The 26,347-nt window shown below is 60.0% G+C and carries 25 protein-coding genes and 1 pseudogene; 13 read left to right on the top strand and 13 right to left on the bottom strand.

All coding sequences use genetic code 11. From position 1 onward, the window contains the following. Window positions 1–149: 149 nt before the first annotated feature. Window positions 150–494, top strand: a complete 345-nt coding sequence (locus BK662_RS21285) for a cupin domain-containing protein (protein ID WP_123359704.1) — start codon at window positions 150–152, stop codon at window positions 492–494. A 178-nt stretch (window positions 495–672) separates the two neighbouring features. Here the strand turns inward: BK662_RS21285 and BK662_RS21280 are convergent, their stop codons facing one another. After that, a complete protein-coding gene (locus BK662_RS21280; protein WP_008074349.1) occupies window positions 673–885 on the bottom strand; it encodes a DUF1059 domain-containing protein in 213 nt (70 codons plus the stop codon). A 378-nt stretch (window positions 886–1,263) separates the two neighbouring features. Between BK662_RS21280 and BK662_RS21275 the strand changes: the two genes are divergently transcribed. Beyond that, window positions 1,264–1,851, top strand: a complete 588-nt coding sequence (locus BK662_RS21275) for a LysE family translocator (RefSeq protein WP_123359703.1) — start codon at window positions 1,264–1,266, stop codon at window positions 1,849–1,851. 66 nt (window positions 1,852–1,917) lie between these two features. On the opposite strand, the gene BK662_RS21270 is transcribed toward BK662_RS21275, so the two are convergent. Both BK662_RS21270 and BK662_RS21265 read right to left on the bottom strand, forming a co-directional pair. Continuing rightward, window positions 1,918–2,751 (bottom strand): AraC family transcriptional regulator, encoded by an 834-nt coding sequence (locus BK662_RS21270; RefSeq protein WP_123359702.1) that lies wholly within the window; start codon window positions 2,749–2,751, stop codon window positions 1,918–1,920. Between the two features lie 34 nt (window positions 2,752–2,785). Then, on the bottom strand, window positions 2,786–3,289 hold the full coding sequence (locus BK662_RS21265; RefSeq protein WP_123359701.1) for a VOC family protein: 504 nt from the start codon (window positions 3,287–3,289) through the stop codon (window positions 2,786–2,788). Between the two features lie 225 nt (window positions 3,290–3,514). Here BK662_RS21265 and BK662_RS21260 point away from each other — a divergent pair, with 225 nt between their 5' ends. The 5 genes and pseudogenes from BK662_RS21260 to BK662_RS21240 all read left to right on the top strand — a co-directional run. Next, window positions 3,515–3,970, top strand: a complete 456-nt coding sequence (locus BK662_RS21260; protein WP_123359700.1) for a (2Fe-2S)-binding protein — start codon at window positions 3,515–3,517, stop codon at window positions 3,968–3,970. A gap of 24 nt (window positions 3,971–3,994) precedes the next feature. Then, on the top strand, window positions 3,995–6,163 hold the full coding sequence (locus BK662_RS21255) for a xanthine dehydrogenase family protein molybdopterin-binding subunit (protein WP_123359699.1): 2,169 nt from the start codon (window positions 3,995–3,997) through the stop codon (window positions 6,161–6,163). Between the two features lies 1 nt (window position 6,164). Next, a complete protein-coding gene (locus BK662_RS21250) occupies window positions 6,165–6,743 on the top strand; it encodes a hypothetical protein (protein ID WP_123359698.1) in 579 nt (192 codons plus the stop codon). A gap of 73 nt (window positions 6,744–6,816) precedes the next feature. Further along, window positions 6,817–7,440 (top strand): GGDEF domain-containing protein, encoded by a 624-nt coding sequence (locus BK662_RS21245; RefSeq protein ID WP_123359697.1) that lies wholly within the window; start codon window positions 6,817–6,819, stop codon window positions 7,438–7,440. A 96-nt stretch (window positions 7,441–7,536) separates the two neighbouring features. Further along, window positions 7,537–7,803, top strand: a pseudogene (locus BK662_RS21240) (LysR substrate-binding domain-containing protein); the annotation flags it as partial. Between the two features lie 179 nt (window positions 7,804–7,982). On the opposite strand, the gene fabI reads toward BK662_RS21240, so the two are convergent. From fabI to gloB, 8 genes are all read right to left on the bottom strand, one after another. Further along, a complete protein-coding gene (fabI, locus tag BK662_RS21235; protein WP_007906751.1) occupies window positions 7,983–8,777 on the bottom strand; it encodes an enoyl-ACP reductase FabI in 795 nt (264 codons plus the stop codon). 21 nt (window positions 8,778–8,798) lie between these two features. Beyond that, on the bottom strand, window positions 8,799–10,409 hold the full coding sequence (locus BK662_RS21230; protein WP_123359696.1) for an ABC transporter ATP-binding protein: 1,611 nt from the start codon (window positions 10,407–10,409) through the stop codon (window positions 8,799–8,801). A 1-nt stretch (window position 10,410) separates the two neighbouring features. Next, a complete protein-coding gene (locus tag BK662_RS21225; protein ID WP_123359695.1) occupies window positions 10,411–11,430 on the bottom strand; it encodes an ABC transporter permease in 1,020 nt (339 codons plus the stop codon). A gap of 1 nt (window position 11,431) precedes the next feature. Continuing rightward, window positions 11,432–12,505 carry a microcin C ABC transporter permease YejB gene (locus BK662_RS21220; RefSeq protein ID WP_008014542.1) on the bottom strand — a complete coding sequence of 358 codons (1,074 nt, stop codon included), beginning with the start codon at window positions 12,503–12,505 and terminating at the stop codon, window positions 11,432–11,434. 4 nt (window positions 12,506–12,509) lie between these two features. Then, window positions 12,510–14,351 (bottom strand): extracellular solute-binding protein, encoded by a 1,842-nt coding sequence (locus BK662_RS21215; protein ID WP_123359694.1) that lies wholly within the window; start codon window positions 14,349–14,351, stop codon window positions 12,510–12,512. Continuing rightward, window positions 14,348–16,180 (bottom strand): extracellular solute-binding protein, encoded by a 1,833-nt coding sequence (locus tag BK662_RS21210; RefSeq protein WP_123359693.1) that lies wholly within the window; start codon window positions 16,178–16,180, stop codon window positions 14,348–14,350. Before BK662_RS21210 ends, BK662_RS21215 begins: the two co-directional genes overlap by 4 nt. A 285-nt stretch (window positions 16,181–16,465) precedes the next feature. After that, window positions 16,466–17,920, bottom strand: a complete 1,455-nt coding sequence (locus BK662_RS21205) for a transglycosylase SLT domain-containing protein (RefSeq protein WP_123359692.1) — start codon at window positions 17,918–17,920, stop codon at window positions 16,466–16,468. A 99-nt stretch (window positions 17,921–18,019) separates the two neighbouring features. Continuing rightward, window positions 18,020–18,787, bottom strand: a complete 768-nt coding sequence (gloB, locus tag BK662_RS21200) for a hydroxyacylglutathione hydrolase (protein ID WP_123359691.1) — start codon at window positions 18,785–18,787, stop codon at window positions 18,020–18,022. Between the two features lie 65 nt (window positions 18,788–18,852). Between gloB and BK662_RS21195 the strand changes: the two genes are divergently transcribed. The 5 genes from BK662_RS21195 (at window position 18,853) to BK662_RS21175 (ending at window position 24,307) form a co-directional block, all read left to right on the top strand. Continuing rightward, window positions 18,853–19,611: a methyltransferase domain-containing protein gene (locus BK662_RS21195; RefSeq protein WP_052964263.1), complete on the top strand. Its 759-nt coding sequence runs from the start codon at window positions 18,853–18,855 to the stop codon at window positions 19,609–19,611. 92 nt (window positions 19,612–19,703) lie between these two features. Beyond that, window positions 19,704–20,156 (top strand): ribonuclease HI, encoded by a 453-nt coding sequence (rnhA, locus tag BK662_RS21190; RefSeq protein ID WP_003180633.1) that lies wholly within the window; start codon window positions 19,704–19,706, stop codon window positions 20,154–20,156. Window positions 20,157–20,369: 213 nt separating this feature from the next. Continuing rightward, complete coding sequence (gene dnaQ / locus BK662_RS21185) at window positions 20,370–21,128, top strand: DNA polymerase III subunit epsilon (protein ID WP_052964264.1); 759 nt, start codon at window positions 20,370–20,372, stop codon at window positions 21,126–21,128. 294 nt (window positions 21,129–21,422) lie between these two features. Further along, the gene (locus BK662_RS21180; RefSeq protein ID WP_123359690.1) at window positions 21,423–23,678 is read left to right on the top strand and encodes a lysine-specific pyridoxal 5'-phosphate-dependent carboxylase LdcA; all 2,256 of its coding nucleotides are present in this window, start codon (window positions 21,423–21,425) and stop codon (window positions 23,676–23,678) included. A 14-nt stretch (window positions 23,679–23,692) separates the two neighbouring features. Then, a complete protein-coding gene (locus tag BK662_RS21175) occupies window positions 23,693–24,307 on the top strand; it encodes a GNAT family N-acetyltransferase (RefSeq protein ID WP_123359689.1) in 615 nt (204 codons plus the stop codon). On the opposite strand, the gene BK662_RS21170 is transcribed toward BK662_RS21175, so the two are convergent. Both BK662_RS21170 and BK662_RS21165 read right to left on the bottom strand, forming a co-directional pair. Continuing rightward, window positions 24,273–25,166, bottom strand: a complete 894-nt coding sequence (locus tag BK662_RS21170; protein ID WP_123359688.1) for a LysR family transcriptional regulator — start codon at window positions 25,164–25,166, stop codon at window positions 24,273–24,275. The two genes, BK662_RS21175 and BK662_RS21170, sit on opposite strands and share 35 nt — an antisense overlap. An 88-nt stretch (window positions 25,167–25,254) precedes the next feature. After that, a complete protein-coding gene (locus tag BK662_RS21165) occupies window positions 25,255–25,491 on the bottom strand; it encodes a hypothetical protein (RefSeq protein WP_052964268.1) in 237 nt (78 codons plus the stop codon). Between the two features lie 184 nt (window positions 25,492–25,675). Here BK662_RS21165 and BK662_RS21160 point away from each other — a divergent pair, with 184 nt between their 5' ends. Next, on the top strand, window positions 25,676–26,236 hold the full coding sequence (locus tag BK662_RS21160; RefSeq protein ID WP_123359687.1) for an NADPH-dependent FMN reductase: 561 nt from the start codon (window positions 25,676–25,678) through the stop codon (window positions 26,234–26,236). Window positions 26,237–26,347 lie beyond the last annotated feature (111 nt).

Genomic DNA, 26,347 nt, shown 5'->3' with positions numbered 1-26,347 from the left:
CCTTGTGACGACGGCGCAAGGCTCCTGCTTCGACGTTCATACCGCCGTTTGCGTGAATCAGGAGTTTCTGCCTTCTGCCCAACGAGCTTTCCCGGCTTTTAGGGTGTTTACTTCTAGTCAGGCCCTGTATGCACAGAGAGGAGAGCACCATGAGCAACGAACAGGTGGCACCTGAGACAAAAGGTGTTGCGGTGAAGTTACTTGCAACGATTGACCTTGGCCCTGAGATCGAGGGCATGGCAGGGCGCCAACTCAGAATGCGTATGGTGACCATTGAGCCTGGAGGCGTCTTCGGGCCGATTCATAATCATAAGGACAGACCCGGCACCGTCTACATATTGCAAGGAACGATCACTGACCATCGAAATGGAGTCGCCACGGACTATGGGCCGGGAGTGGGCTGGCCCGAGGACAGGAACACCACTCACTGGCTTGAGAACAGAGGAACGGTTCCGGCGGTGGAGATCTCGGTCGATATTGTCAGGCAAGAGTAAGCTCAGGCCCGACATCTGACACAGTCTGGCCCAGTGCCATCTAGTGAATCTAAATAGCTGCGGTGGGCAAGCGTAACGAGGCTCTATCGAGGGTTTTCCAGAGATTGCGCATCGTCGGATTTTGGGCAATTCCCTCTGCAGGAGCAGCCTGCGGCAGCTCCTGCAGAGGGGCTCCCTATCAAGCGGGACGCGGTGCTTCAACAGGCGGGGTGCCGTCGTGAAACATTGTCTTCAGTTGAGCACGCAGTTCCGGTGAGTCGGTGTGCTTGTGAACGCTGACCGCATGCTGTGCGGCGGCCTCGAGCAGTTCGTTTTCAGAGTCTGCGGACAGCGCGACCGAGCATTTGGAATCGCTTGGAAACTCGCGGCAGTCGATGTATTTACGCGCCATGATCTTCTCCTCCCTACGATGAAGGCAGGCCGTGGCCTGCGTGAACGATCACTCGACGCGATCCCCCGTACATCAAACACGATTGCATGTCGCTTCGAGTGTGCCGACCCTTGAAGTATAGGCCCGCCACAAGGCACATCGTGGCGGGTTTGCAATGACTTAGGGAAAGCAGGGGACAGTCCACGATTGCTCAGCTTTTACCTGAAATCGTGGCCTGTCCCTTTTATGCGCTGACGAACTCAGGCCAGGCCGCTGAGCGCACTTTCTACAGGCTTGGGCAACGGGTTGAAGCGTTTGGCAAGAGCAATTTTCTTCAATACCCCGAGCAATGCTCTGGTTACCGTGGACCTGTATTCCTTGATTTGAAGCAGGTGTGCGATGAGTCTGATTCTTTCCATGGCCGCGTTTGCGCTGGTCGCCTCTATAACGCCGGGGCCGGTGAATATTGTGGCGTTGAGCTCGGGGGCGCAGTTCGGTTTCCGCGCGAGCCAGCGGCATGTGGCCGGGGCGACCTTGGGGTTTGTTCTGCTGTTGGTGCTGATGGGGTTGGGTTTGCATGAGGTGTTACAGCGTTGGCCGGCGCTGACACGGGTGGTGCAATGGGCGGGGGTGGCGTTTCTGTTGTTCATGGCTTTCAAATTGGCCACTGATAACGGTCAGCTCGATGCCAGGGAGTCCGGTCGGGCGCCGTCGATGCTGTATGGCGCGGTGATGCAATGGCTCAACCCGAAAGCCTGGCTGGCCTGTGTGGCGGGGATGGGCGCGTTTGTCGCCGATGGCGAAGCGCGGTTGGTGTGGCAGTTTGCGGCGGTGTATCTGGTGATCTGTTACTTGTCGGTGGGTTGCTGGGTGTATGTCGGGACGTTTTTGCGCGGCTACCTGAGCAATCCTGCGGGGATACGGCTGTTCAATCGGGTCATGGCGTTGCTGCTGGCGGTGAGTGCGGCGTATTTGCTGTTGCCGTAGATCTGGAGGGTGTTTCCCTTAATGTGGGAGCTCCACCCATCAAGACTTGTGGCGAGGGAGGTTGAGTTAGCCGCGGTACTGCCCCGGTGTCGCCGCCAGATGCTGTTTGAACGCGCGTTGAAAATGCGCCTGATCGGCAAACCCGGCTTCCAGCGCCACATCGGCGATCAGCTTGCCGCTGCGCAGTCGATCCCGGGCGAACTGGATGCGCCGGTTGACCAGGAACGCATGGGGCGTCATGCCGTAATGCTGCTTGAACGCGCGGATCAGGTACGACGGCGATAGTTGCGCCACCTCGCAAATGTCTTCGAGTTTGAGCATCTGTGTGCAGTTGTCGCGGATAAAGTCGGCGGCCCGTTCCAGCTTGAAATTGGGTTCGCGCAGCGGTTGATCGACGGGGTTGAGCCGCTGTTGCACCTCGGTGAAAAACTCCAGCGCCGCGCTGTGCTTGCACAGCACCTCTTGCTGCGGGTCGACCAACACCTCGTACAAATTCTTCAGGCCGGTAAACAGCTCGACATCACGATTGTGGGTGATGGAAAACCGGCGAAACGCCAAGTCCTGGCTGAAGCCGAGCTGATGCTGCAAATCGGTCAGCCAAGGCGTCTCGACGTACAGCATCAGGTACGACCACGGCTGGTCGTCGATCGGATTGCAGGCATGCACATCGCCCGGATTCATCAGCACCACGGTGCCGGCACTGACCTGATATTCCGATTGCTCGTGGATATAGGTACTGCGCCCGGCGGTGATCGCCCCGATAGAAAAATGCGCGTGGGAATGCCGGCTGTAGCAGACCTCGCGACCGTCGGCGATGGAGCGGGCTTCGATGAAGGGCAGGGCGTCGTCACGCCAGAAGCGCGGGGCTTTGTCTGCATCTTTGGCGACGGTGTGCTTCATCTCGATTTCCTCGGCAGGCCAGCGCTCGAGTGTATTAGCTCTCGTTGTCAAAGGCTCGTTGCAGCGTGGCAATGTCGAGTTTTTTCATTTGCAGCATCGCTGCCATGGCACGCTGGGATTTGCCTGTATCGGGGTCTTTCATCATGTCCATCAACGCCACGGGCACAATTTGCCACGACACGCCGAATTTATCCTTGAGCCAGCCGCATTGCTGGGCTTCAACGGGACCGCCCGCAGAAAGGCGTCCCCAGAAGTGGTCGACTTCTTCCTGAGTGTGGCAATTGACCTGGAATGAGATCGCCTCATTGAACTTGAAAACCGGGCCGCCGTTAAGGTTGGTGAAGCTCTGCCCATCGAGTTCGAAACTGACGGTCATCACCGAACCTTCCGGCCGGCCATGGATTTCCTGACCGGCCTTGCCGTAATGGGTGATGCCGGCGATTTTGGAATGATCGAAGATCGCGCAGTAAAACTTCGCGGCATCCTCGGCCTGATCGTCGAACCACAGGCAGGGCGTGAGTTTTTGAACGCGGTGCATGGCGGTGCTCCTCTGCGGGTTAATCACTCTGGATTATCAGCGTAGTCAGCCTGCGGTGGTCCGGTTGTGCCATAGATCGACAAATCGTGAGAATTCCCCCAACCCGTTTGGAGCGAATGGAGGGCGACCGGTGGTCGATGAACATGGCTAGTGGGTCAAATTGCGCTTAGCTGTATGGATAACCCAAGGCGCGCGTAACGCCCCCTGAGTCTGAGGAAATTCGCAATGCTGACCCTTAATATCAATGGCAAAGACCAGGAACTGGATGTCCCCGCAGACATGCCGTTGCTCTGGGTACTGCGCGATGTCGCGCACCTGACGGGCACCAAATTCGGTTGCGGCATGGCCCAGTGTGGCGCTTGCACCGTACACGTCGACGGCGCGCCGCTGCGCTCCTGCATCACGCCCGCCACGGCGGTGGCCAACGGGCAGAAAATTCTCACCATCGAAGGCTTGTCCGCCGACGGCTCGCACCCGGTCCAGCAAGCCTGGGCCGAGCTCGATGTCGTCCAGTGCGGTTATTGTCAATCGGGGCAGATCATGTCGGCGGCCGCGTTGCTGGCGAAGATCCCCAAGCCCACCGACAGTGACATCGACCAGGCGCTGTCCGGCAACATTTGCCGCTGCGGCACCTACCCAAGAATCCGCGCCGCGGTCAAACGTGCCGCCGAGATCGGTTGATACCACGTCTAAGGAAGCTGACCCATGAACAGAATCAACCCTGTCTCGCGTCGCGGTTTTCTCAAGGGCAGCGCAGTGCTGGGCGGCGGTCTGGTGGTGGCATTTGTCATCCCGGGTGCCAATCGCTTTGCCCTCGGGGCCGAGAATCAAGGAAACGTCTTCGCACCCAATGCCTTTTTACGCGTTGGCAACGACAACAGCATCACCGTGCTGCTCGGCCATTCGGAAATGGGCCAGGGCATCTGGACCGGCCTGACCATGTTGATCGCCGAAGAGCTGGACGCCGACTGGTCGAAAATCCATGTCGAACATGCGCCGGCCTCGGCCGCCGATTATGGCCTGCCGGCGTTTGGCGGAATGCAGATTACCGGCGGTTCGACGTCGACCTGGATGGAGTTCAATCGCTATCGCCAGGCCGGAGCGGCGGCGCGCTTGATGCTGATCGAGGCGGCCGCCAAGCGATTCGACGTGGCACCTTCGCAGATCCGCACCGAGTCGGGCGTGGTCATTGCCGGCGACAAACGCGCCACTTACGGCGAACTGGCGGATGACGCCGCCAAGTTGCCGGTGCCGGATCCGGCCTCGATCAAGTTCAAGGAAGCCAAAGACTGGAAGGTCATCGGCAAACCCACCAAGCGCCTCGACACCCCGGAGAAAATCACCGGGCGAGCCAAGTTTGGCATAGACGTGCAATTCGACGGGCTCATGACGGCGCTGGTCGCTCGTCCACCGGTGTTCGGTGGCAGCGTCAAATCCTTCGAAGGCGCCGAGGCGCTGGCGGTGCCGGGCGTACACAAAGTGGTGCAGGTGCCCACGGGTGTCGCGGTGATTGCCGATCATTATTGGGCGGCGAAGCTGGGGCGTGATGCGCTTAAGGTCGAATGGGACCTGGGGCCGAACGCCGGGCTCGACAGCCAACAACTGCTGGAGAGCTTTCGTAAACTCGCCGCCACCCCTGGCACTTCCGCCAGTCAGGCCGGGGATGCAACGGCGACGCTGGGCAAAGCGGTGAAAACGATTGAGGCTGAATACAGCGTGCCGTACCTGGCTCATGCGCCGATGGAACCGCTCAATTGCACGGTGAAAATCTCCAAGGACAAATGCGAAATATGGACCGGCACGCAGTTTCAAACGCTGGATCAGATGATCGCGGGGAAGATCACTGGGCTCAAACCCGAACAGGTAGAGATCCACACCCAATTCCTCGGCGGCGGTTTCGGGCGACGGGCCAATCCGACCTCGGATTTTGTCAGCGAAGCCGTGTACGTCGCCAAGGCAGCGGGCGGGCCGGTGAAAACCGTCTGGGCCCGAGAGGATGACATTCGCGGCGGTTACTACCGCTCGGCGTTCTTGCATCAGGCGCGCATCGGGCTGGGTGCCGACGGCATGCCAATGGCTTGGAAGCATGTGCTGGTCGGCCAGTCAATTCTGACGGGCACGTCGTTCGCGGCGACCATGGTCAAGGATGGCGTCGACAAAACCTCCGTCGAAGGCGTGGCCGACAGCCCTTACCTTGAGGGGCTGGCCAACCATCAGGTGGATCTGCATTCACCGCAAACCGGCATCAGCGTGCTGTGGTTGCGTTCGGTGGGGCACACCCACACTGCATTCGTCATGGAGTCGTTGATCGATGAACTGGCAGACGCCGCCGGCAAGGATCCGGTGGAATATCGACGAGCCTTGCTCAAGGCGCATCCACGGCATTTGGGCGTGCTGAATCTGGCGGTGGAAAAAGCCGACTGGAAAGCACCCTTGCCGGACGGTCACGCATTGGGCGTGGCGGTGCATGAGTCCTTCGGCAGTTACGTCGCCCAGGTGGCCGAGGTATCCCAGGACAACCTGGCGATTCGCGTGCATCGGGTGGTGTGTGCGGTGGATTGCGGCATTGCGGTCAACCCGCAGGGCATCGCGGCGCAGATGGAATCGGGCATCACCTTCGGTCTCGGATTTACCTTGCACAGCAAACTGACGTTCAAGAACGGTCAGGTTGAGCAGTCCAATTATCACGACTATCAGGTCCTGCGCCTGAACGAGATGCCGGTGGTCGAGGTGCATATCGTCCCCAGCAGCGACAAGCCCGGCGGCATCGGCGAGGTCGGTGTGCCTCCGGTGGCGCCGGCAGTGGCGAACGCGGTGTTTGCCCTGACCGGGCAGCGTCTGCGGGAACTGCCGTTGCAACTGTCGGGGGTGTGAGATGAGACGACATATATTTTGGGGTGCGGTGATGTTGATTGGCCTGGGTAGCTATACCTCGGACCTGTTCGCTGACGATAAAGAGGCGGTGAAGGCGTTCGACACGGTGCAGAAAGTGTTCCAGAGCCCGCGTTGTCAGAATTGTCATATCCCCGGCGATTCGCCGTTGCAGTTCGACGCCGGTATTGCTCACGCAATGAATGTGGTTCGCGGCCTTGATGGCAAGGGAGCGGCCGGTTTGCCGTGTGCCAGTTGTCATGCCGAAAGCAATCCGCCGGCCAGTTATGGCCCTCACGCGCCGCCCGGAGCGCCGCATTGGAGCCTGCCGCCGGCCGCGCACAAGATGGCCTGGATCGGCCTGCCGGCCGACAAGTTGTGCGCGATGATCAAGGACCGTTCCAGTAATGGCGACCGTGATTTTGCGGCGCTGATCAAGCACGTCAGCGACGATAAGCTGGTGCTTTGGGGTTGGAATCCGGGTGAGGGGCGGGCGCCGGTACCGGTGCCCCACGACATCTTTGTCACCCAGTTCAAGCTCTGGGCGGATGCTGGAGGGCCGTGTCCGGTGGCAGGAAGCTGACCAGCGGCGCGTTTATAGGGAGTCATATCGGGTGTGAACGACTCTAACGTTCATACCCATCAAGGAGTGAGTGATGTTAACCCCAGGCAAACCGGTTAAACGCGGCGCTGGCGCAGACACTTTGCGTGCGCCGAACGTCCTCGACAGTGCAGTGCAGGATCGCGATGTACTGCGCGATCTGGCCCGCAAGGCCGAGCAAGCGCTGATGGGCGTGCAGATGGCGAGCATGGATGAACTGACGCTGCTCTCCAATCGTCATGGGTTTGAGGCCTTGGCTCAATTGGGGCTGGAGGCCTGTCAGCAGTTGGGCAAACCCGCGACCCTGCTGTTTTTCGACCTTGATGACTTCAAGCGCATCAATCAGCTGTACGGTCGCGCCGAGGGCGACAATGCCCTGAAAACCTTCGCCGATGTGCTACGCATCGCCTTTCGTGAAAGCGATGTGATCGGCCGGCTCGGCAGCGATGAGTTTGCTGCCTTGTTGACCGGCGCCGACGCCGTGGAAATCGCCGCGATCAGAGCGCGCCTCGAAGAAATACTCGATGAACGCAATGCCACGGCGCATCGTGGCTATGACATTCGCTTCAGTGTCGGGCAGATCGAGTTTGATTCTCGGCTGCACCAGACGGCGGAAGACTTGCTGGCCTTGGCCGATAAAGCGCTGTACGCCCGGGAATTTGATGCTCGTCATTGTTGAATGGTGGAGCTGGCGTCAACGGTCGGGCGGATCATTTGGCGAACAACTGATCGATATTCCTGAACGCCTTGAACTCCAGAGCGTTGCCGCAAGGGGCGGGAGCCATTTGTGCTGATCGTGCCGGCAGGTCTTGAGGGTGACGACCCGCTGCAGCTGCTCGCCAACCATCCGCACGTACGCTACGACCGCAATTCGTTCGGTGGGCGCCTGGTGGCTCGCTTTTTACGCGAGCAGCAGATCGATGTGCCGGTGGCTCTGGAGCTGGATGAGCTGGAAGCTATCGTCAAAATGGTCGAATGCGGGCTGGGTGTTTCGCTATTCCAGCAGTTGTTTGCGCGGTGTTTGACGAAAATCGACGACTGACCACCATCCCCTGTGGGAGCGAGCCTGCTCGCGATGACAATGTCAGACGCACTGCATGTATCGACTGACGAACCGCTATCGCGAGCAGGCTCGCTCCCACAGGGGAATTGCATCGATTTTGAAATGGCAGGCATAAAAAAACCCGCCAATCGGCGGGTTTCTTCATGGCTAACCGAAGATCACTCTTCGATGTTGCCCATGGCGGTGGTGTTGAAGCCGCCGTCTACGTACATGATTTCGCCGCTGATGCCGGACGCCAGGTCCGAGCACAGGAAGGCGCCGGCGTTGCCGACTTCGTCGATGGTGACGTTACGACGCAGCGGGGTTTGCGCTTCGTTGGCGGCCAGCATTTTGCGGAAGTTCTTGATGCCGGAAGCGGCGAGGGTGCGGATCGGGCCAGCCGATACGCAGTTCACGCGGGTGCCATCCGGGCCCAGGGAGCCGGCCAGGTAACGCACGCCCGCTTCCAGAGAAGCCTTGGCCATGCCCATTACGTTGTAGTTCGGCATGGTGCGCTCGGCGCCCAGGTACGACAGGGTCAGCAGGCTGCCATTGCGGCCTTTCATCATTTCGCGGCCAGCCTTGGCCAGGGCCACGAAGCTGTAGGCGCTGATGTCGTGAGCGATGCGGAAACCTTCACGGGTGGTGGCTTCGGTGAAGTCGCCGTCCAGTTGGTCGCCCGGGGCGAAGCCGACGGAATGCACGATGCAATCCAGGCCGTCCCACTTCTTGCTCAGTGCTTCGAAGACCTTGGCGATTTCTTCATCGCTGGCCACGTCGCACGGGAAGCACAGCTCAGGGCTCGAGCCCCAGCCTTGTGCGAATTCTTCGACACGACCCTTGAGTTTGTCGTTCTGATAAGTGAAGGCAAGCTCAGCGCCCTCGCGATGCATGGCGGCAGCGATGCCGGATGCGATGGACAGCTTGCTGGCGACACCGACGATCAGTACGCGCTTACCGGCGAGAAAACCCATGTGTTGCTCCTCTTTTCAGGTTTATTGCGCAGTGGCTGGTGCCAGAAAAGCGGCTTCCAGCAACTGCTGTGTATACGGATGTTTGGGGGCGGCAAAGATACTTTGCGCGTCTCCCTGTTCGACCACTTGGCCATGCTTGACCACCATCAGCTGGTGGCTCAGCGCTTTGACGACAGCCAGGTCATGGCTGATAAACAAATACGTCAGGTTGTACTTGGTTTGCAGTGAACGTAGCAGCTCCACCACTTGGCGTTGCACGGTGCGGTCGAGGGCCGAAGTCGGCTCGTCCAGCAGAATCAACGCCGGTTTTAGCACTAATGCCCGGGCAATGGCGATTCTTTGCCGTTGCCCACCGGAAAATTCGTGGGGGTAGCGGTGCCGGGTTTCCGGGTCCAGACCTACCTCCTTGAGTGCCGCAATAATCGCTTGTTCCTGTCCTGCCTCGGTGCCCATCTTGTGGATCCGCAGGCCTTCGCCGACGATCTGGCTCACGCACATCCGTGGGCTCAGGCTGCCGAACGGGTCCTGGAACACCACCTGCATCTCCCGCCGCAGAGGTCGAATCTGTTGCTGCGTCAGGCAGTCTAGCTGCTTGCCTTCAAAACGGATGGCGCCTTTGCTACCGATCAGCCGCAATATTGCCAGGCCGAGCGTCGACTTGCCGGAACCGCTTTCTCCCACAATCCCCAGAGTCTGGCCCTGGGGCAGGCTGAAATTGATACCGTCCACCGCTTTGATATGGTCCACGGTCTTTTTCAGAAAGCCTTTCTTGATCGGGAACCAGACTTTCAGGTCCTCGACCTGCAGCAACGGCGGGCCAATCACATTGGTCGCAGGCGTCCCGCTGGGCTCCGCTGCCAGCAGTTCCCGCGTGTACGGATGCTGCGGCGCGCGGAACAATTCTTCGCACGATGCCTGTTCGACGATGCAACCGCGCTGCATGACACATACGCGATGCGCAATTCTTCGTACAAGGTTCAAATCATGACTGATCAGTAACAACGCCATGCCCAGACGGGCCTGCAATTCCTTGAGCAGTTCGAGAATTTTCAGTTGAACGGTCACGTCCAGCGCCGTGGTCGGTTCGTCGGCGATCAGCAATTCCGGCTCATTGGCCAGGGCCATCGCGATCATTACCCGCTGGCGCTGGCCGCCGGACAATTCGTGGGGCAGGGCCTTGAGACGCTTCTCGGGCTCGGGGATGCCCACCATTTCCAACAGTTCCAGCGTGCGCTTGGTCGCGACTTTGCCGGTCAGGCCTTTGTGGATGCCCAACACCTCGTTGATCTGCTTCTCGATCGAGTGCAGCGGATTGAGCGAGGTCATCGGCTCTTGAAAGATCATCGCAATCCGGTTGCCGCGGATGTGGCGGATGGTTTTCTCTTTCAGGTCCAGCAGATTCCGGTCGGAATAAGTGATGGTGCCGGACGGATGCCGGGCCAGCGGGTAGGGCAGCAGCCGCAGGATCGAGTGGGCGGTCACCGATTTGCCGGAGCCGCTTTCACCCACCAGCGCCAGGGTTTCGCCGCGCTTGATGTCGAAGCTCACGCCCTCGACCACCCGCTGAACACGCTCGCCGACGATAAATTCGACGGCCAGATCGCGCACTTCGATCAGATTGTCCTGATTCATTTCACTTCCTCGGGTCGAAGGCATCGCGAGCGGACTCGCCGATGAACACCAGCAGACTCAACATCAGCGCCAGCACCGCAAACGCGCTCATACCGAGCCACGGCGCCTGCAGGTTGGATTTGCCCTGGGCCACCAGTTCACCCAGGGACGGCGCGCCCGGCGGCAAGCCGAAGCCGAGGAAATCCAGGGCGGTCAGGGTGCCGATGGCGCCGGTCAGGATGAACGGCATGAACGTCATGGTCGAGACCATCGCGTTGGGCAGAATGTGGCGGAACATGATCGCACCATTCTGCATGCCCAGCGCCCGCGCCGCGCGCACGTATTCCAGGTTCCGCCCGCGCAGGAACTCGGCGCGCACCACATCCACCAGGCTCATCCACGAAAACAACAGCATGATCCCCAGCAGCCACCAGAAATTAGGCTGCACGAAACTGGCCAGGATGATCAACAGGTACAGCACCGGCAACCCGGACCAGATCTCCAGAAAACGCTGCCCGGCCAAGTCGACCCAGCCACCATAAAAACCCTGCAAGGCCCCGGCGATCACGCCGATGGTCGAGCTGAGAATGGTCAGCGTCAACGCGAACAATACCGAAATCCGGAAGCCGTAAATCACCCGGGCCAGCACGTCACGGCCCTGATCGTCGGTGCCTAATAGGTTGTCGGCGGACGGCGGCGCGGGGGCCGGGACTTTCAGGTCGTAGTTGATGCTTTGGTAGCTGTAGGGAATCGGCGCCCACAAGACCCAGGCCTCCTTGGCCTTGAGCAGTTCGCGGATGTACGGGCTCTTGTAGTTGGCTTCCAGCGGGAATTCGCCGCCGAACGCGGTTTCCGGGTAGCGCTTGAGTGCCGGGAAGTACCAGGCGTTGTCGTAATGCACCACCAGCGGTTTATCGTTGGCGATCAGTTCGGCACCGAGGCTTGCGCCGAACAGAATCAGGAACAGCCACAACGACCACCAGCCACGCTTGTTGGCCTTGAACAGTTCGAAACGTCGGCGATTGAGAGGGGACAGGTTCATCTCAATGCTCCCGGCTTTCGAAGTCGATGCGCGGATCGACAAAGGTGTAAGTGAGGTCGCCGATCAGCTTCACCACCAACCCCAGCAGGGTGAAGATGAACAGCGTGCCGAAGACTATCGGGTAGTCGCGGTTGATCGCTGCTTCAAAACTCATCAGGCCGAGGCCGTCGAGGGAGAAAATCACTTCCACCAGCAACGAGCCGGTGAAGAAGATCCCGATGAATGCCGAAGGGAAACCGGCGATCACCAACAGCATGGCGTTGCGAAACACATGGCCGTACAGCACGCGATGGCGGGTCAGGCCCTTGGCCTTGGCGGTCACCACGTACTGCTTGTTGATTTCATCGAGGAAGCTGTTCTTGGTCAGCAGCGTCATGGTCGCGAAGTTGCCGATTACCAGTGCGGTCACCGGCAGTGCCAGGTGCCAGAAATAATCGAGGATCTTGCCGCCGGTGCTGAGCTCATCGAAATTGTTCGAGGTCAGGCCCCGTAGCGGGAACCAGTCGAAATAGCTGCCGCCAGCGAACACCACAATCAGCAGGATGGCGAACAGGAATGCCGGAATCGCGTAACCGACGATGATCGCCGAACTGGTCCAGACGTCGAAGTGGCTGCCGTGTCGCGTCGCCTTGGCGATCCCCAACGGAATCGACACCAGGTACATGATCAGCGTGCTCCACAGCCCGAGGGAGATCGACACCGGCATCTTTTCCTTGATCAGGTCGATGACCTTGGCGTCGCGGAAGAAGCTGTCGCCGAAATCCAGGGTGGCGTAGTTCTTGATCATGATCCACAAACGTTCCGGCGCCGATTTGTCGAAGCCGTACATGTGCTCGATTTCCTTGACCAGCGCCGGGTCCAGGCCCTGGGCGCCGCGATAGGCGGAACCGGCCACCGACACCTCGGCACCGCCGCCGGCGATACGGCTGGTGGCGCCTTCGAAGCCTTCGAGCTTGGCGATCATCTGTTCCACCGGCCCGCCGGGGGCGGCCTGGATGATCACGAAGTTGATCAGCAAAATGCCGAGCAGGGTCGGGATGATCAGCAGCAGTCGCCGAAAAATATACGCCAGCATCTGATTACTCCGTGCCCGCAGGGTCGGCTAGCAGTTTGGTTTCGACTTCTATCGGCAATGTCGCGTTGGGCTTGACCCACCAGGTATTGATGCCGATGTCATATTTGGGCGAAACCTTGGGGTGGCCGATGTGGTTCCAGTACGCCACGCGCCAGGTCTTGATGTGCCAGTTGGGGATCACGTAATAGCCCCATTGCAGCACCCGGTCCAGCGCCCGGGCATGGGCCACCAGGCTTTGGCGCGAATCGGCGTTGATCAGTTGCTCGACCAGGTGGTCCACCACCGGGTCTTTCAAGCCCATGGAGTTACGACTGCCGGGTTTGTCGGCAGCGGCGCTCATCCAGTACTCACGTTGTTCGTTACCCGGCGAGTTGGATTGAGGGAAGCTGCCGACGATCATGTCGAAGTCCCGAGAACGCACGCGGTTGATGTATTGCGAGACGTCGACCCGGCGAATCACCAGGTCGATGCCCAAGTCGCTGAGGTTGCGCTTGAACGGCAGCAGCACCCGTTCGAACTCGGTCTGGGCCAGCAGGAACTCGATGCTCACCGGTTTGCCGGTGGCGTCGACCATCTTGTCGTCGACAATCCGCCAGCCGGCCTCTTGCAGCAGTTGATAGGCCTTGCGCTGCTGGCTACGGATCATGCCGCTGGCGTCGGTCACCGGGTTCTGGAACGCCTCGCTGAACACTTGCTCGGGAAGCTTGCCGCGGAACGGGTCGAGGATCGCCAGTTGATCGGCGTCCGGCAGGCCAGTAGCGGCCATTTCCGAGTTTTCAAAGTAACTGCGGGTGCGCGCGTAGGCGCCGTTGAACAGCTGCTTGTTGGTCCATTCGAAGTCCAGCAACAGGGTCAGTGCCTGACGCACGCGCACGTCCTGGAACACCGGACGGCGCAGGTTGAATATAAAACCCTGCATACCGGTGGGGTTGCCGTTCGGGATCTGTTCCTTGATCAACCGACCTTCGGTCACCGCCGGAATGTTGTAGGCATTGGCCCAGTTTTTCGCGGCCATTTCCAGCCAGTAGTCGAACTGACCGGCCTTGAGTGCTTCCAGCGCGACGGTGTTGTCGCGATAGTAGTCGGTGGTCAGCACGTCGAAGTTGTAGAAGCCGCGATTGACCGGCAGGTCCTTGCCCCAGTAATCCTTGACCCGCTCATAGCGCACCGAGCGTCCGGCCTTCACTTCGCTGACTTTGTACGGACCGCTGCCCAGCGGCAGTTCAAGATTGCCCTTGTTGAAGTCGCGGGTCACCCACCAATGTTTGGGTAGCACCGGCAACTGGCAGAGGATCATTGGCAGTTCGCGGTTATTGTTGTGCTTGAACTTGAACAGCACTTTGAGCGGGTCTTCGGCGATCGCTTCCTCCACGTCGCTGTAATAGCCGCGGTAGAGCGGGGCACCGTCCTTGATCAGGGTCTGGAAGCTGAACACGACGTCTTCGGCACGCACGGGGTGGCCATCGTGGAAACGTGCTTCGGGGCGCAGGTAGAAGCGCACCCAGCTGTTGTCCGGGGCTTTTTCGATTTTGCCGGCGATCAAGCCATATTGAGTGAACGGCTCATCGAGACCCTGTTTGGCCAGGGTGTCATAGATCATGCTGATGTCGTCGGCCGGCACGCCTTTGTTGATGAACGGGTTGAGGCTGTCGAAGCCACCGAACCCGGCCTGGCGAAAGATTCCGCCCTTGGGCGCGTCAGGGTTTACGTAATCGAAATATTTGAAATCGGCCGGGTATTTCGGCGGCTCGTTGTACAGGGTCAGGGCATGTTGCGGGGCGGCGCAGGCCAGCCCGGCGAACAACAGACCGCTGGCCTGCAAGAGCAGGGCGCGTAGGGGTTTCATCGATCTTTCTCCGAAGATTTCAGCCACCACGCGCTCAGGCCCAGGGTGTAGGGCGGCGTGGTGACGAAGGCGAACCGGTTGCGGTAGGCCAGGCGGTGATAATTGAGGTACCAGTTGGGAATGATGTAGTGCTGCCACAGCAGCACCCGGTCGAGTGCCTTGCCGGCGGCGACTTGTGCATCACGGGTCTGGGCGGCGAGCAGTTGTTCGAGCAAATGGTCGACCACCGGGTTGGCGATACCTGCGTAATTCTTGCTGCCCTTGACCCCGACCTGGCTGGAGTGAAAGTACTGCCATTGTTCCAGTCCCGGGCTGAGGGTCTGGTTGAGGGTCATCAGGATCATGTCGAAATCGAACTGATCGAGGCGTTGTTTGTACTGGGCGCGATCGACCGTGCGCAGCCGTGCGTCGATGCCGATGCTGGCGAGGTTCTCGACGTAAGGCTGAAGGATCCGTTCCAGGTTCGGATTGACCAGCAGGATCTCGAAACGCAACGGTTGGCCGATGGTGTTCTGTAGCCGCTGACCGTTGAGCTTCCAGCCGGCCTGGGCGAGTAGCTCCAGGGCTTTGCGCATGGTTTCCCGTGGAATGCCGCGACCTTCGGTCTGCGGCAGGCTGAACGGCTCGGTGAGCAGCTTGGCGGGCAACTGATCGCGATAGGGCTTGAGCAGCAGCCACTCATGACCGACCGGTAGCCCGGTGGCGGAGAACTCGCTGTTGGGGTAATAACTCATGGCGCGCTTGTAGGCGCCGCTGAACAGCGTGCGGTTGGTCCACTCGAAGTCGAACATCAGCCCCAGCGCTTCGCGGACCTTGGTCTCGGCGAAGGTTGGTCGCCGGGTGTTCATGAACAGGCCCTGGCTCTGGGTCGGGATCTGGTGCGCGATTTGCGCCTTGATCACATCGCCACGGCGCACGGCGGGGAAGTTGTAACCGTTGGCCCAGTTCTTCGCCTGGTGCTCGATGTAGATGTCGAACTCACCGGCCTTGAACGCTTCGAAAGCCACGTCGCTGTCACGGTAGAACTCGACTTCCATGCGATCGACGTTGTACTTGCCGCGATTGACCGGCAGGTCTTTGCCCCAGTAATCCTTGACCCGTTCGAAGACGATCTGCCGCCCGGGCGTTACCGAGGTGATGCGATACGGTCCACTGCCCAATGGCGGCTCGAAGGTGGTGGCCTTGAAATCACGACCTTCCCAGTAATGCTGGGGCAATACCGGCAACTCGCCCAGGCGCAGGATCAGCAGCGGATTGCCGGCGCGTTTGAAGACGAAGCGGATGCGCTGTGGGTTGAGGATATCCACCCGCGACACTTCCTGAAGGTTGGTGCGGTATTGCGGGTGACCATCCTTGAGCAGCAATCGGTAAGAGAACGCCACGTCGTAAGCGGTGATCGGCGTGCCATCGTGGAAGCGCGCTTCGGGGCGCAGGTTGAACACCACCCAGCTGCGGTCCTCGCTGTATTCCACCGATTGGGCGATCAGGCCATAACTGGAGGTCGGCTCATCGCCGGACGGCGCGTATTGGCCGGTGCCGACCATCAATGGTTCATTGAGTTCGTTGATGCCGTACTGCAGGAAATTGGCGGTGGAAACCGGGCTCGAGCCTTTGAATGTGTAAGGGTTGAGCGTATCGAAGGTGCCAAACGCCATCACCCGCAACGTACCGCCCTTGGGCGCTTGCGGGTTGACCCAGTCGAAGTGGGTAAATCTGGCCGGGTACTTGAGCGTGCCGAACTGCGCATAACCATGGCTTTCGCTGATCGTCGCGCTTGCGGGGGAGCTCAAGGCCAGGCTGATCAGGAGCAGGAGGAGGGGACGCTTCAAGTCAGAGATCCGATCCAGGCGGCTTGGGCTTTGTGGGCCGTACAGTAACAGCTTGTATCGACAGGAAAAAGATGGGGGGGTAATGCGTGGTTAATTGTGCCGGTGAAGGTTCGGCGGATCGCAGAACCTGTGGCGAGGGAGCTTGCTCCCGCTCGGCTGCGAAGCAGTCGTAAACCGAAATACGCGGTGTGTCAGAAATCACCGGGTTTCAGGTTTTGGGGCTGCTTCGCAACCCGACGGGAGCAAGCTCCCTCGCCACAAAATCCCCTCGACAGGGCGTGTTGTTTAATTCGGCGAAGCAACCGTCAGCATCTGCCCCGGCTTCAGCGCCTGGCCAACCCGAGGGTTCCAGCGCTTGAGGTGCTGCATTTCAACGTTGAAGCGTTTGGCGACCATATACAGCGAATCGCCTTGCTTGACCTTGTACTGGGTCTGTTGCGTCTTGTTGGTTACTTTGCCGTTCGCCTTGCTGTTCGCCGCCACCACCGTGTTGACGCGCCCGGGTTTGCGCTTGGTGGTGTCCTGCATGACCAGGGTCTGGCCGACCTTGAGGTCCTTGCCCGTCAGTTTGTTCCAGCGTTGCAGGTCCTTGATGTCGACCTTGTTGGCCTTGGCGATGGTGCCCAGGTTGTCGCCACGTTTGACCCGATAGGCGCGCTTGAGGCTGGCGATTTCGCTGTCGTCTGCCCCTTCGAACACCGGCTTGAGCGATCGCTGACTGATCAGCTCGTCAGGGCGCATGGTCGACAGGCTGGCGGTCAGCAGTTGCGCCTTGGACGTTGGCACCAGCAGATGCTGGGGGCCGTCGATGGTGGTGCGCTGCTTGAAGGCCGGGTTGAGCTGGAACAGTTCGTCTTCGTCGATATTGGCCACCGCGGCAACCTTGGACAGGTCCATGCGCTGGTTGATTTCGACGACCTGGAAGTACGGTTCGTTGGCGATCGGGTTGAGGTTCACGCCATAGGCTTCGGGCGCCAATACCACTTGCGACAAGGCCAGCAGCTTAGGCACATAGGCCTGGGTTTCCGCTGGCAGCGGCAGGTTCCAGTAGTCGGTCGGCAGGCCGAGTCGTTCGTTGCGCTCGATGGCCCGGCTGACCGTACCTTCGCCGGCGTTGTAGGCCGCCAGGGCCAGCAACCAGTCGCCGTTGAACATGTCGTGCAGGCGGGTCAGGTAATCCATGGCCGCGGTGGTCGAGGCGGTGATATCGCGACGGCCATCATAAAAGCGGGTCTGACGCAGGTTGAAGTAACGCCCGGTGGAAGGAATGAATTGCCAAAGACCCACCGCGTCGGCCCGGGAATAGGCCATCGGGTTGTAGGCGCTTTCAATCACCGGCAACAGCGCCAGTTCCAGCGGCATGTTGCGTTCTTCAAGGCGTTCGACGATGTAGTGAATGTAGAGGCTGCCGCGTTCGCCGGCATTTTCGAGGAAGGACGGGTTACTGGCGAACCACAAGCGCTGTTGCTCGATGCGCGGGTTGACGCCCAGGTTGTCCTGCAACTGGAAGCCCTGGCGCATGCGCTCCCAGACGTCCTGTGGAATTTGCGGTGTTGGTTTTTCGCTGAGCCAGATGGGTTTCTGCTTGGCTCGAGCGGCAATATTCGGAGTGTGTGTCGCTTCGGTCTGCGGCACATGGCTGGAACAGCCCGCCAAAGTGGCGGACACAGCCACCGCAATGGCTTGAGCCAAGCGGGTCAATGCGTCTGAATTGATGGCTTTACGAATAGGTGACGACATTGGCTGGAAGTAAGTTCCGGGCAAAAATGTCGGGCGATTCTAGAAAGCGCACCCCCTGCGGTCAACCATTCAGAATTTTTGTATCATCAAGCAGCCTCCCTAGAACGTATCTTTCCAAGCGCGAAGAGCAGCAAAAACCGCACTCGGCGCCCGGTTATCGGGTCCGTTCCGTTCGTCCACTTTTTCTTTAACGGATGTTTCGCCGGTACGCAAAAACGGATTGGTGAGCTTTTCCAGTGCCAGCGTCGAAGGCAGCGTCATGATGCCGGCTTCGCGTTGCCGGGCGACTGTGGCCAGTCGTTCGAGGGTATCGGGGTTGCCCGGTTCGACTGCTGCGGCGAACTTCAGATTGCTCAGGGTGTACTCGTGGGTGCAGTAGACCAGCGTGTCTTCGGGCAGCGCAGCGAGGCGGCTCAGCGAGTGATGCATTTGCTCCGGCGTGCCTTCGAACAGGCGTCCGCAACCGGCGGCGAACAGGGTGTCGCCGCAAAACAAATGGCCCTGGTGATAAAAGGCGATGTGCCCCAGGGTATGGCCCGGCACCTGGATGACGTCGAAGTCCCAGCCCAGCACGCTGATGCGGTCATTGTCCTTGAGGGCCACGTCCCGCGCCGGGATGCTTTCGCTGGCCGGGCCGTAGACTGTCGCGTCTGTCGCTTTTTTCAGCCGCTCGACGCCGCCGACGTGGTCATGATGGTGATGAGTGATCAAAATATCGCTTAACACCCAACCCGGGTGCGCCGCGAGCCAGGCTTGTACTGGCGCGGCATCGCCCGGATCGACCACCGCGCAGCGCTGGGTGCTGTGGTCTTGTAACAACCAGATGTAGTTGTCGGTGAAGGCGGGCAGGGCACTGATCTGTATCATCGTCGGATTCGCCAAGCGGAAAACATTGGCGCATCTTAGAACTTCCTGGCGCGTTGGAGAATGCAATGACCGATAAAGCGTTCGCTCAGGCCGATCCTGAGTGGCTGACGTTGATCAGCGCGGCCCGTGAATGGTTGTCCGGGCCCATCGGGCAATTTCTGCTGGACGAAGAACGACGCATGCTCGAAGACGAGTTGGGGCGCTTCTTCGGCGGCTACCTGGTGCATTACGGCCCCTCGGCGCAAACGCCGCCGTCGGCGCCGCAGGTCCAGCGCAATGTGCGACTGGGTGCGCCGTTGCCGGGGGTCGAGATCGTTTGCGAAGAGCAGGCCTGGCCTTTGAGCGAGCACGCCGCCGATGTGGTGGTGTTGCAGCACGGGCTGGATTTCTGCCTGTCGCCTCACGGTTTGCTGCGCGAAGCGGCGAGCAGTGTTCGGCCTGGCGGGCATCTGCTGATCGTCGGAATCAACCCCTGGAGCAGTTGGGGCCTGCGTCATGTGTTCGCCCATGACGCCTTGCGCAAGGCCCGTTGCATTTCGCCATCGCGGGTTGGTGACTGGCTGAACCTGCTGGGCTTCGCGCTGGAGAAACGCCGCTTCGGGTGCTATCGTCCGCCGCTTGCGTCGCCTGCCTGGCAAGCCCGTCTGGCCGGTTGGGAACGCAAGGCCGGTGACTGGCAATTGTCGGGTGGTGGCTTCTATTTATTGGTCGCGCGCAAGATCGTGGTGGGCCTGCGGCCGGTGCGTCAGGAACGGCGCGAACCGATGGGCAAGCTGATTCCGTTGCCGATGGCCAAGGTCAACCGTCGTCACCTCGAACCGTAATACACTTTTTATTTTCCCGGTCGGGTTCGCCCCGGCCTCGGGCATCGTCGGTCACCGATCGGCGAGCCACCGCATTTTCTGGATAGATTGGCATGAGCGATAGCGTAGAACTCTTCACCGATGGCGCCTGTAAGGGCAACCCTGGTCCGGGCGGCTGGGGTGCATTGCTGGTGTGCAAGGGCGTTGAAAAAGAACTCTGGGGCGGCGAAGCCAACACCACCAACAACCGCATGGAGTTGATGGGCGCGATTCGCGGCCTGGAAGAGCTCAAGCGCTCCTGCGACGTGCTGCTGGTGACCGACTCCCAGTACGTGATGAAAGGCATCAACGAGTGGATGGCCAACTGGAAGAAACGCGGCTGGAAAACCGCGGCCAAGGAACCGGTGAAAAACGCCGACTTGTGGAAACTGCTCGACGAGCAGGTCAACCGCCACAACGTCACCTGGAAATGGGTGCGAGGGCACATTGGCCATCACGGCAACGAACGAGCCGACCAACTGGCCAATCGTGGCGTTGATGAAGTGCGTGGGTACAAGCAGGCTTGATTCCGGTTCTATCGATGCACCGCGTCGTGGCCAATCGCGAGCAGGCTCGCTCCCACATTTGATCTTCGTTGAGCACAAATTCTGTGAACCCCCGAATTCAATGTGGGAGCGAGCCTGCTCGCGATGGGTGCCACACGGTGTACCTGAAAGACCCCAGCGAGCGTGTTAACATCGCCGCTTTTGCACGATTGACCCGTTGAGAGCTGAGCACTGATGGCCACCAGATCCGTTGTACTCGATACCGAAACCACCGGCATGCCGGTGACCGACGGCCACCGGATTATCGAAATCGGTTGTGTCGAGTTGATCGGTCGGCGCCTGACCGGCCGGCACTTCCACGTTTACCTGCAACCGGATCGCGAGAGTGACGAAGGCGCCATCGGCGTCCACGGCATCACTAACGAATTTCTGGTGGGCAAGCCGCGTTTCACCGAAGTGGCCGATGAATTCTTCGAGTTCATCAAGGGCGCGCAGCTGATCATCCATAACGCGGCGTTCGACGTTGGCTTCATCAACAACGAATTCGCCCTGATGGGCCACCACGACCGCGCGGACATCACGCAACACTGCTCGATCCTCGACACCCTGATGATGGCCCGGGAACGTCACCCGGGGCAGCGCAACAGCCTCGACGCTTTGTGCAAACGCTATGGCGTCGACAACTCCGGCCGTGAACTGCACGGCGCCTTGCTCGACTCCGAGATTCTCGCCGACGTTTACCTGACCATGACCGGCGGCCAGACCAGCCTGTCGCTGGCCGGTAATGCGTCTGATGGCAATGGTTCCGGTGAAGGCGCGGACAACTCCGCCACAGAAATCCGTCGTCTGCCGGCCGATCGTCAGCCGATCCGGATCATCCGTGCCAGTGAAGAAGATCTGGCCCAGCACATTGCGCGCCTTGAAGCCATCGCCAAATCCGCCGGCGCTCCGTCGCTGTGGCAGCAATTGGCGGAGGCCAAGGCTCAGGCCTGAGCCCCTTCGAGCGGAAGGGCTTTTGTGGCGAGGGAGCTTGCTCCCGCTCGGCTGCGCAGCAGTCGCAAATCCTGCCAGCACGGTGTATCTGAGCGAATGCAGGGGGCCGCTTCGCAGCCCAACGGGAGCAAGCTCCCTCGCCACAGATAAGCTTTCTGAACAATGGGTTTGCTGGCCACATGCTGGTGCGCCCGCCGACCCACTTCAGGGCATCCCGCTCGCCACATGCGCTCCAACCCTCTACCCTGAGGTTATTGGCAGGCCACGGTCTGCCGCCTCAGGACACCGAGCACCATGTATAAAGATTTGAAATTCCCGGTCCTGATCGTCCACCGCGACATCAAAGCCGACACCGTTGCCGGTGATCGTGTGCGTGGCATCGCCCGGGAGCTGGAGCAGGAAGGCTTCAGCATCGTTTCGGCAGTCGATTACAACGAAGGGCGTCTGGTCGCCTCGACTCATCACGGCCTCTCTTGCATGTTGATTGCCGCCGAAGACGCCAGCACCCATGCTCATCTTCTGCATAACATGGCCGAGCTGATCCGCCTGGCACGGGTTCGGGCGCCGGACCTGCCGATCTTTGCCCTGGGCGAGCAGGTCACCCTGGAAAACGCCCCGGCCAATGCCATGGCCGAGCTCAATCAGCTGCGCGGCATTCTTTATCTGTTCGAAGACACCGTGCCCTTCCTTGCCCGGCAAGTCGCCCGCGCGGCGCGTAAATATCTGGACGGTCTGTTGCCGCCGTTCTTCAAGGCGCTGGTGCAGCACACCGCCGACTCCAATTATTCCTGGCACACCCCTGGCCATGGCGGCGGCGTGGCGTATCACAAGAGCCCGGTGGGGCAGGCGTTTCATCAGTTCTTCGGGGAAAACACACTGCGCTCGGATTTGTCGGTGTCGGTACCGGAACTCGGTTCGCTGCTCGATCACACGGGCCCACTGGCCGAGGCAGAAGCGAGAGCTGCGCGTAATTTCGGCGCCGATCACACCTTTTTCGTGATCAATGGCACCTCGACCGCCAACAAGATCGTCTGGCATTCCATGGTGGCCCGCGATGACCTGGTGCTGGTAGATCGCAACTGTCACAAGTCGGTGCTGCACTCGATCATCATGACCGGTGCGATTCCGCTGTACCTGTGCCCGGAGCGCAATGAGCTGGGGATTATCGGGCCGATTCCGTTGAGCGAATTCAGCCGCGAATCGATCCAGGCCAAGATTGACGCCAGCCCACTGACCAAGGGCCGCGAGCCCAAGGTCAAGTTGGCGGTGGTGACCAACTCGACTTACGACGGCCTCTGTTACAACGCCGAGCTGATCAAGCAGAGCCTGGGCAATAGCGTCGAGGTGCTGCATTTCGATGAGGCCTGGTACGCCTACGCGGCGTTCCACGAGTTTTTCGCCGGTCGTTACGGCATGGGCACCTCTCGCAGCGAAGACAGCCCGCTGGTGTTCACTACGCACTCCACGCACAAATTGCTGGCGGCGTTCAGTCAGGCGTCGATGATTCACGTTCAGGACGGCGGGGCGCGGCAACTGGATCGCGACCGTTTCAACGAAGCGTTCATGATGCACATCTCGACCTCGCCGCAGTACAGCATCATCGCCTCGCTGGACGTGGCCTCGGCGATGATGGAAGGGCCGGCCGGACGTTCGCTGTTACAGGAAATGTTCGACGAGGCCCTGAGTTTTCGCCGGGCCCTGGCTAATCTGCGCCAGCACATCGCCGCCGATGACTGGTGGTTTTCCATCTGGCAACCACCCTCGGCCGAAGGTATCGAACAGGTGGTCACCGAAGACTGGTTGCTGCAACCCGACGCCGATTGGCACGGCTTTGGCGGCGTGACCGACGACTACGTGCTGCTCGATCCGATCAAGGTCACGCTGGTGATGCCGGGTTTGACGGCGGGCGGTGCCCTGAGTGCGCGGGGGATTCCGGCGGCGGTGGTCAGCAAATTTCTCTGGGAACGTGGGCTGGTCGTGGAAAAGACCGGGCTGTATTCGTTCCTGGTGCTGTTCTCCATGGGCATCACCAAGGGCAAATGGAGCACGTTGCTGACCGAGTTGCTGGAGTTCAAGCGCAGTTACGACGCCAATGTCAACCTGGCCACCTGCCTGCCGTGCGTGGCGCAACACAATATTGCCCGTTATCAAGGCATGGGTTTGCGCGATCTGTGTGATCAATTGCACGCCTGTTATCGCAGCAACGCCACGGCCAAACACCTCAAACGCATGTACACAGTGCTGCCGGAAGTCGCCATGAAGCCGGCTGACGCCTATGATCAATTGGTACGCGGGGAGGTTGAGGCTGTTTCGATCGATGCTCTGGATGGGCGGATCGCGGCGGTAATGCTGGTGCCATACCCGCCGGGGATCCCGTTGATCATGCCCGGCGAGCGTTTCACCGAGTCGACCCGTTCGATCATCGATTACCTGAAGTTTGCCCGTACGTTCGACAGCAGTTTCCCCGGATTTGTCGCCGATGTGCATGGCTTGCAACACGAAGACGAGGGCAATGGACGGCACTACACCGTCGATTGCATCAAGGAATGAGGACCTTTCCGAGTATGCAACCAGTCATGAATCCCAAACACCCAGGCCTCTCGGTGCGTGTCGCCGATGAGGGGTTTGCGGCTTATATCTGGGGCAGTGATTTCAGTTTTGAAGTCGCCGCCTATGGTGCCGCGCAAATCGGTAAGCCGGTGGCGCAGTGGCCGGTGACGCCAATCACCCCGTATCGCAAGTGTTATGGCATCGATCCCGAGGAATTCAGCAGTTTTCACGATGCCACTGACAGCGCGATTTTCATGGCCTATCTGGATGACGAGCCGGTGGGTCATTTGGTGGTCAGCACCAACTGGAACGGCTTCGCCCATATCGACGAATTGGCGGTGCATGCTCCGGCGCGCCGTCATGGCGTGGCCAAGTCGCTGCTGGACGTGGCGCAGTTCTGGAGTCGCAAGAAAAAACTGCCTGGCATCATGCTGGAAACCCAGAACAACAACCTGGGCGCCTGTCGGCTTTATGAGCGCTGTGGCTATGTGGTCGGCGGGATCGATCATCTGCGCTACCGCGGGATCGATCCGAACACCGCTGAGGTGGCGCTGTTCTGGTATCGCCTGTTCGATAATCCGCTGGAAAACCCGCTCAGCTCGCCAACATCGCCACGGCTTGTTCCGTGACGATGTCCAGCAGCGCCTGAACCGCCGAAGAGGGCTCGGCGGTCTTGAGGCTCAAGGCATACACGCTGATCGGCACGGCAGGCGCCAATGGGCAGGCATCGAGCCCGGCCGATTTGGCGCCGAGGGCGGTAAACGGGTCGACGATCGCCAGGCCTTCGCCGGCCTCGACCATGCTGCGCATCATTTGATGAGTCTGTACCCGGGTCTGGATGACCGGGGCAGGGCGCAGCGCATGCAGTTTGTTGTCCAGCGCCGGGCTTAACGGATCGTGACCTTCCAGACCAACCATCGACTGGCCGGCCAGGTCCTGCAGCGAGATGTACTTCTGTTTCGGTTGCAGCCAGCCATGGGGCGCCAGCAGCTGGAGCTTGCCTTGAGCGATGACCTGGCAATGGATATCGGCGTGGTCCGGGTCATGCAGGCTCAGGCCCAGATCGCTTTCACGCAGCAGCAGGCTTCTGACAATTTCGCGGGTCGGCTGGCTCAGGAGGGTGCATGGTGCGTCTGGGAGGCGTCGGCGCAGAGCCGCGATGCTGTGTGGCAACAATTGCTGCGCCAAAGGCGGGGTGCAGATAATTCGCAGGGGTGGGGCCAAATATTGCTTGAGGCTGCTGGCCAGTCGCTGAACCGGCTCGAGGGCTTCGTAGACGTGGGCGATCTCGGCCTGCAACTCCCGCGCCTCGCGCGTGGCTTGCAGGCGACCACGCACGCTGGCAAACAGCATGAAACCCAATTGATCCTCGGCATCACGCAGGGTGCGTTCAACCTCGGCCACCGGCAACTGCAGCCATTCGGCGGCGGTGCCCAGGTGACCGGTCTGCAGGAGCGCCTGGATTACTTCGATATGACGTAAACGCATGCGTGAAGTCCATGTTCAGCAGGTGAGGGAGTCAGTCACTGAATCCTAACTCAAGTGCGTGCATATGACTTCTGCTCATAACAGCGGGTTATGAGGCCACGTTCGTTTCAGGTTCGCGAGTGAGGGTGACGCCTGATTGCACCAGCACAAATTCGTTGTCGTCGAGTTTGTTGAGCCGGTCGCCAATGGCCAGCTTATAGGTGGTGACAGGCACCGAGCCGGCGAGGCCGTCGTGCGACGGAGTGGATTCCTGGAACTCATGCACGGAATAAACGCGGCCTTCCGCGTCTCTTGCATGGAACTGACCGACGAGTACTGCTGCCATCTGCTTAGAACCTCTGGAGATAAATCACTCAATTTGCGGTTCTGTAGACCGTGGTTGGGCGAGGTAAGTTTTCCTACAGGAAAAAAATAGTCAGGGGCGGCGTTTTTCCGTCGCCCACTGGTTGAATCGTCATTTGATCATCTATAACTAGAAGCTCTTCCCATCGGACAGTCGAGAATCTTCCATGAGCAACGTCTACGAGATCGCCGTTCTGGTCGGCAGCCTGAGAAAAGCATCGATCAACCGCAAGGTCGCGCTGGCGCTGGCCGAGCTGGCGCCTGCCAATCTGAAGCTGAATATCGTCGAAATCGGCGATTTGCCGCTCTATAACGAAGACATCGATGGCGAATCACCGCCGGCAGCCTACAGCACTTTCCGACAACAAGTGAGTTCATCCGACGCGGTGCTGTTCGTGACCCCGGAATATAACCGTTCGGTGCCGGCGCCGTTGAAGAATGCGATCGACGTGGGGTCGCGCCCTTATGGCAAGAGCGCCTGGAACGGCAAGCCGGGTGCGGTGATCAGCGCTTCACCGGGCGCCGTCGGCGGATTTGGGGCCAACCACAATGTGCGCCAGTCCATGGTGTTTCTCAATGTGCCGTGCATGCAGCAGCCGGAAGCCTACCTGGGCGGCGCCGGTTCAGCGTTCGACGAGGCAGGCAAGTTGTCGGAGTCGGTCAGGCCGTTCTTGCAGAAATTCATCGATGCGTATGCGCTGTGGGTTGAGCAGCATAAAAAGCAATGACCTTTCCCTTGCAGCAGCTGCCGAGCCTGCAGGTCGAGACTGTGTTGGCGGTGATGTTGGCGGCGTTGGCGTTGCGGTTGTCTATCTGAACCGTATCGGCCCTATCGCGAG

Origin of the sequence: Pseudomonas frederiksbergensis, from assembly GCF_003732275.1 — a bacterium.
In the GTDB taxonomy this organism is placed as follows: Bacteria; Pseudomonadota; Gammaproteobacteria; order Pseudomonadales; family Pseudomonadaceae; genus Aquipseudomonas; species Aquipseudomonas frederiksbergensis_H.
This window is presented reverse-complemented; position numbering and strand designations above follow the sequence as displayed.

Bases quoted from the DNA above. Each gene is read 5' to 3' on its own strand.
- BK662_RS21285 (WP_123359704.1), top strand. From the start codon at position 150: ATGAGCAACGAACAGGTGGCACCTGAGACAAAAGGTGTTGCGGTGAAG.
- BK662_RS21280 (WP_008074349.1), bottom strand. From the start codon at position 885: ATGGCGCGTAAATACATCGACTGCCGCGAGTTTCCAAGCGATTCCAAA.
- BK662_RS21275 (WP_123359703.1), top strand. From the start codon at position 1,264: ATGAGTCTGATTCTTTCCATGGCCGCGTTTGCGCTGGTCGCCTCTATA.
- BK662_RS21270 (WP_123359702.1), bottom strand. From the start codon at position 2,751: ATGAAGCACACCGTCGCCAAAGATGCAGACAAAGCCCCGCGCTTCTGG.
- BK662_RS21265 (WP_123359701.1), bottom strand. From the start codon at position 3,289: ATGCACCGCGTTCAAAAACTCACGCCCTGCCTGTGGTTCGACGATCAG.
- BK662_RS21260 (WP_123359700.1), top strand. From the start codon at position 3,515: ATGCTGACCCTTAATATCAATGGCAAAGACCAGGAACTGGATGTCCCC.
- BK662_RS21255 (WP_123359699.1), top strand. From the start codon at position 3,995: ATGAACAGAATCAACCCTGTCTCGCGTCGCGGTTTTCTCAAGGGCAGC.
- BK662_RS21250 (WP_123359698.1), top strand. From the start codon at position 6,165: ATGAGACGACATATATTTTGGGGTGCGGTGATGTTGATTGGCCTGGGT.
- BK662_RS21245 (WP_123359697.1), top strand. From the start codon at position 6,817: ATGTTAACCCCAGGCAAACCGGTTAAACGCGGCGCTGGCGCAGACACT.
- fabI (WP_007906751.1), bottom strand. From the start codon at position 8,777: ATGGGTTTTCTCGCCGGTAAGCGCGTACTGATCGTCGGTGTCGCCAGC.
- BK662_RS21230 (WP_123359696.1), bottom strand. From the start codon at position 10,409: ATGAATCAGGACAATCTGATCGAAGTGCGCGATCTGGCCGTCGAATTT.
- BK662_RS21225 (WP_123359695.1), bottom strand. From the start codon at position 11,430: ATGAACCTGTCCCCTCTCAATCGCCGACGTTTCGAACTGTTCAAGGCC.
- BK662_RS21220 (WP_008014542.1), bottom strand. From the start codon at position 12,505: ATGCTGGCGTATATTTTTCGGCGACTGCTGCTGATCATCCCGACCCTG.
- BK662_RS21215 (WP_123359694.1), bottom strand. From the start codon at position 14,351: ATGAAACCCCTACGCGCCCTGCTCTTGCAGGCCAGCGGTCTGTTGTTC.
- BK662_RS21205 (WP_123359692.1), bottom strand. From the start codon at position 17,920: ATGTCGTCACCTATTCGTAAAGCCATCAATTCAGACGCATTGACCCGC.
- gloB (WP_123359691.1), bottom strand. From the start codon at position 18,787: ATGATACAGATCAGTGCCCTGCCCGCCTTCACCGACAACTACATCTGG.
- BK662_RS21195 (WP_052964263.1), top strand. From the start codon at position 18,853: ATGACCGATAAAGCGTTCGCTCAGGCCGATCCTGAGTGGCTGACGTTG.
- rnhA (WP_003180633.1), top strand. From the start codon at position 19,704: ATGAGCGATAGCGTAGAACTCTTCACCGATGGCGCCTGTAAGGGCAAC.
- dnaQ (WP_052964264.1), top strand. From the start codon at position 20,370: ATGGCCACCAGATCCGTTGTACTCGATACCGAAACCACCGGCATGCCG.
- BK662_RS21180 (WP_123359690.1), top strand. From the start codon at position 21,423: ATGTATAAAGATTTGAAATTCCCGGTCCTGATCGTCCACCGCGACATC.
- BK662_RS21175 (WP_123359689.1), top strand. From the start codon at position 23,693: ATGCAACCAGTCATGAATCCCAAACACCCAGGCCTCTCGGTGCGTGTC.
- BK662_RS21170 (WP_123359688.1), bottom strand. From the start codon at position 25,166: ATGCGTTTACGTCATATCGAAGTAATCCAGGCGCTCCTGCAGACCGGT.
- BK662_RS21165 (WP_052964268.1), bottom strand. From the start codon at position 25,491: ATGGCAGCAGTACTCGTCGGTCAGTTCCATGCAAGAGACGCGGAAGGC.
- BK662_RS21160 (WP_123359687.1), top strand. From the start codon at position 25,676: ATGAGCAACGTCTACGAGATCGCCGTTCTGGTCGGCAGCCTGAGAAAA.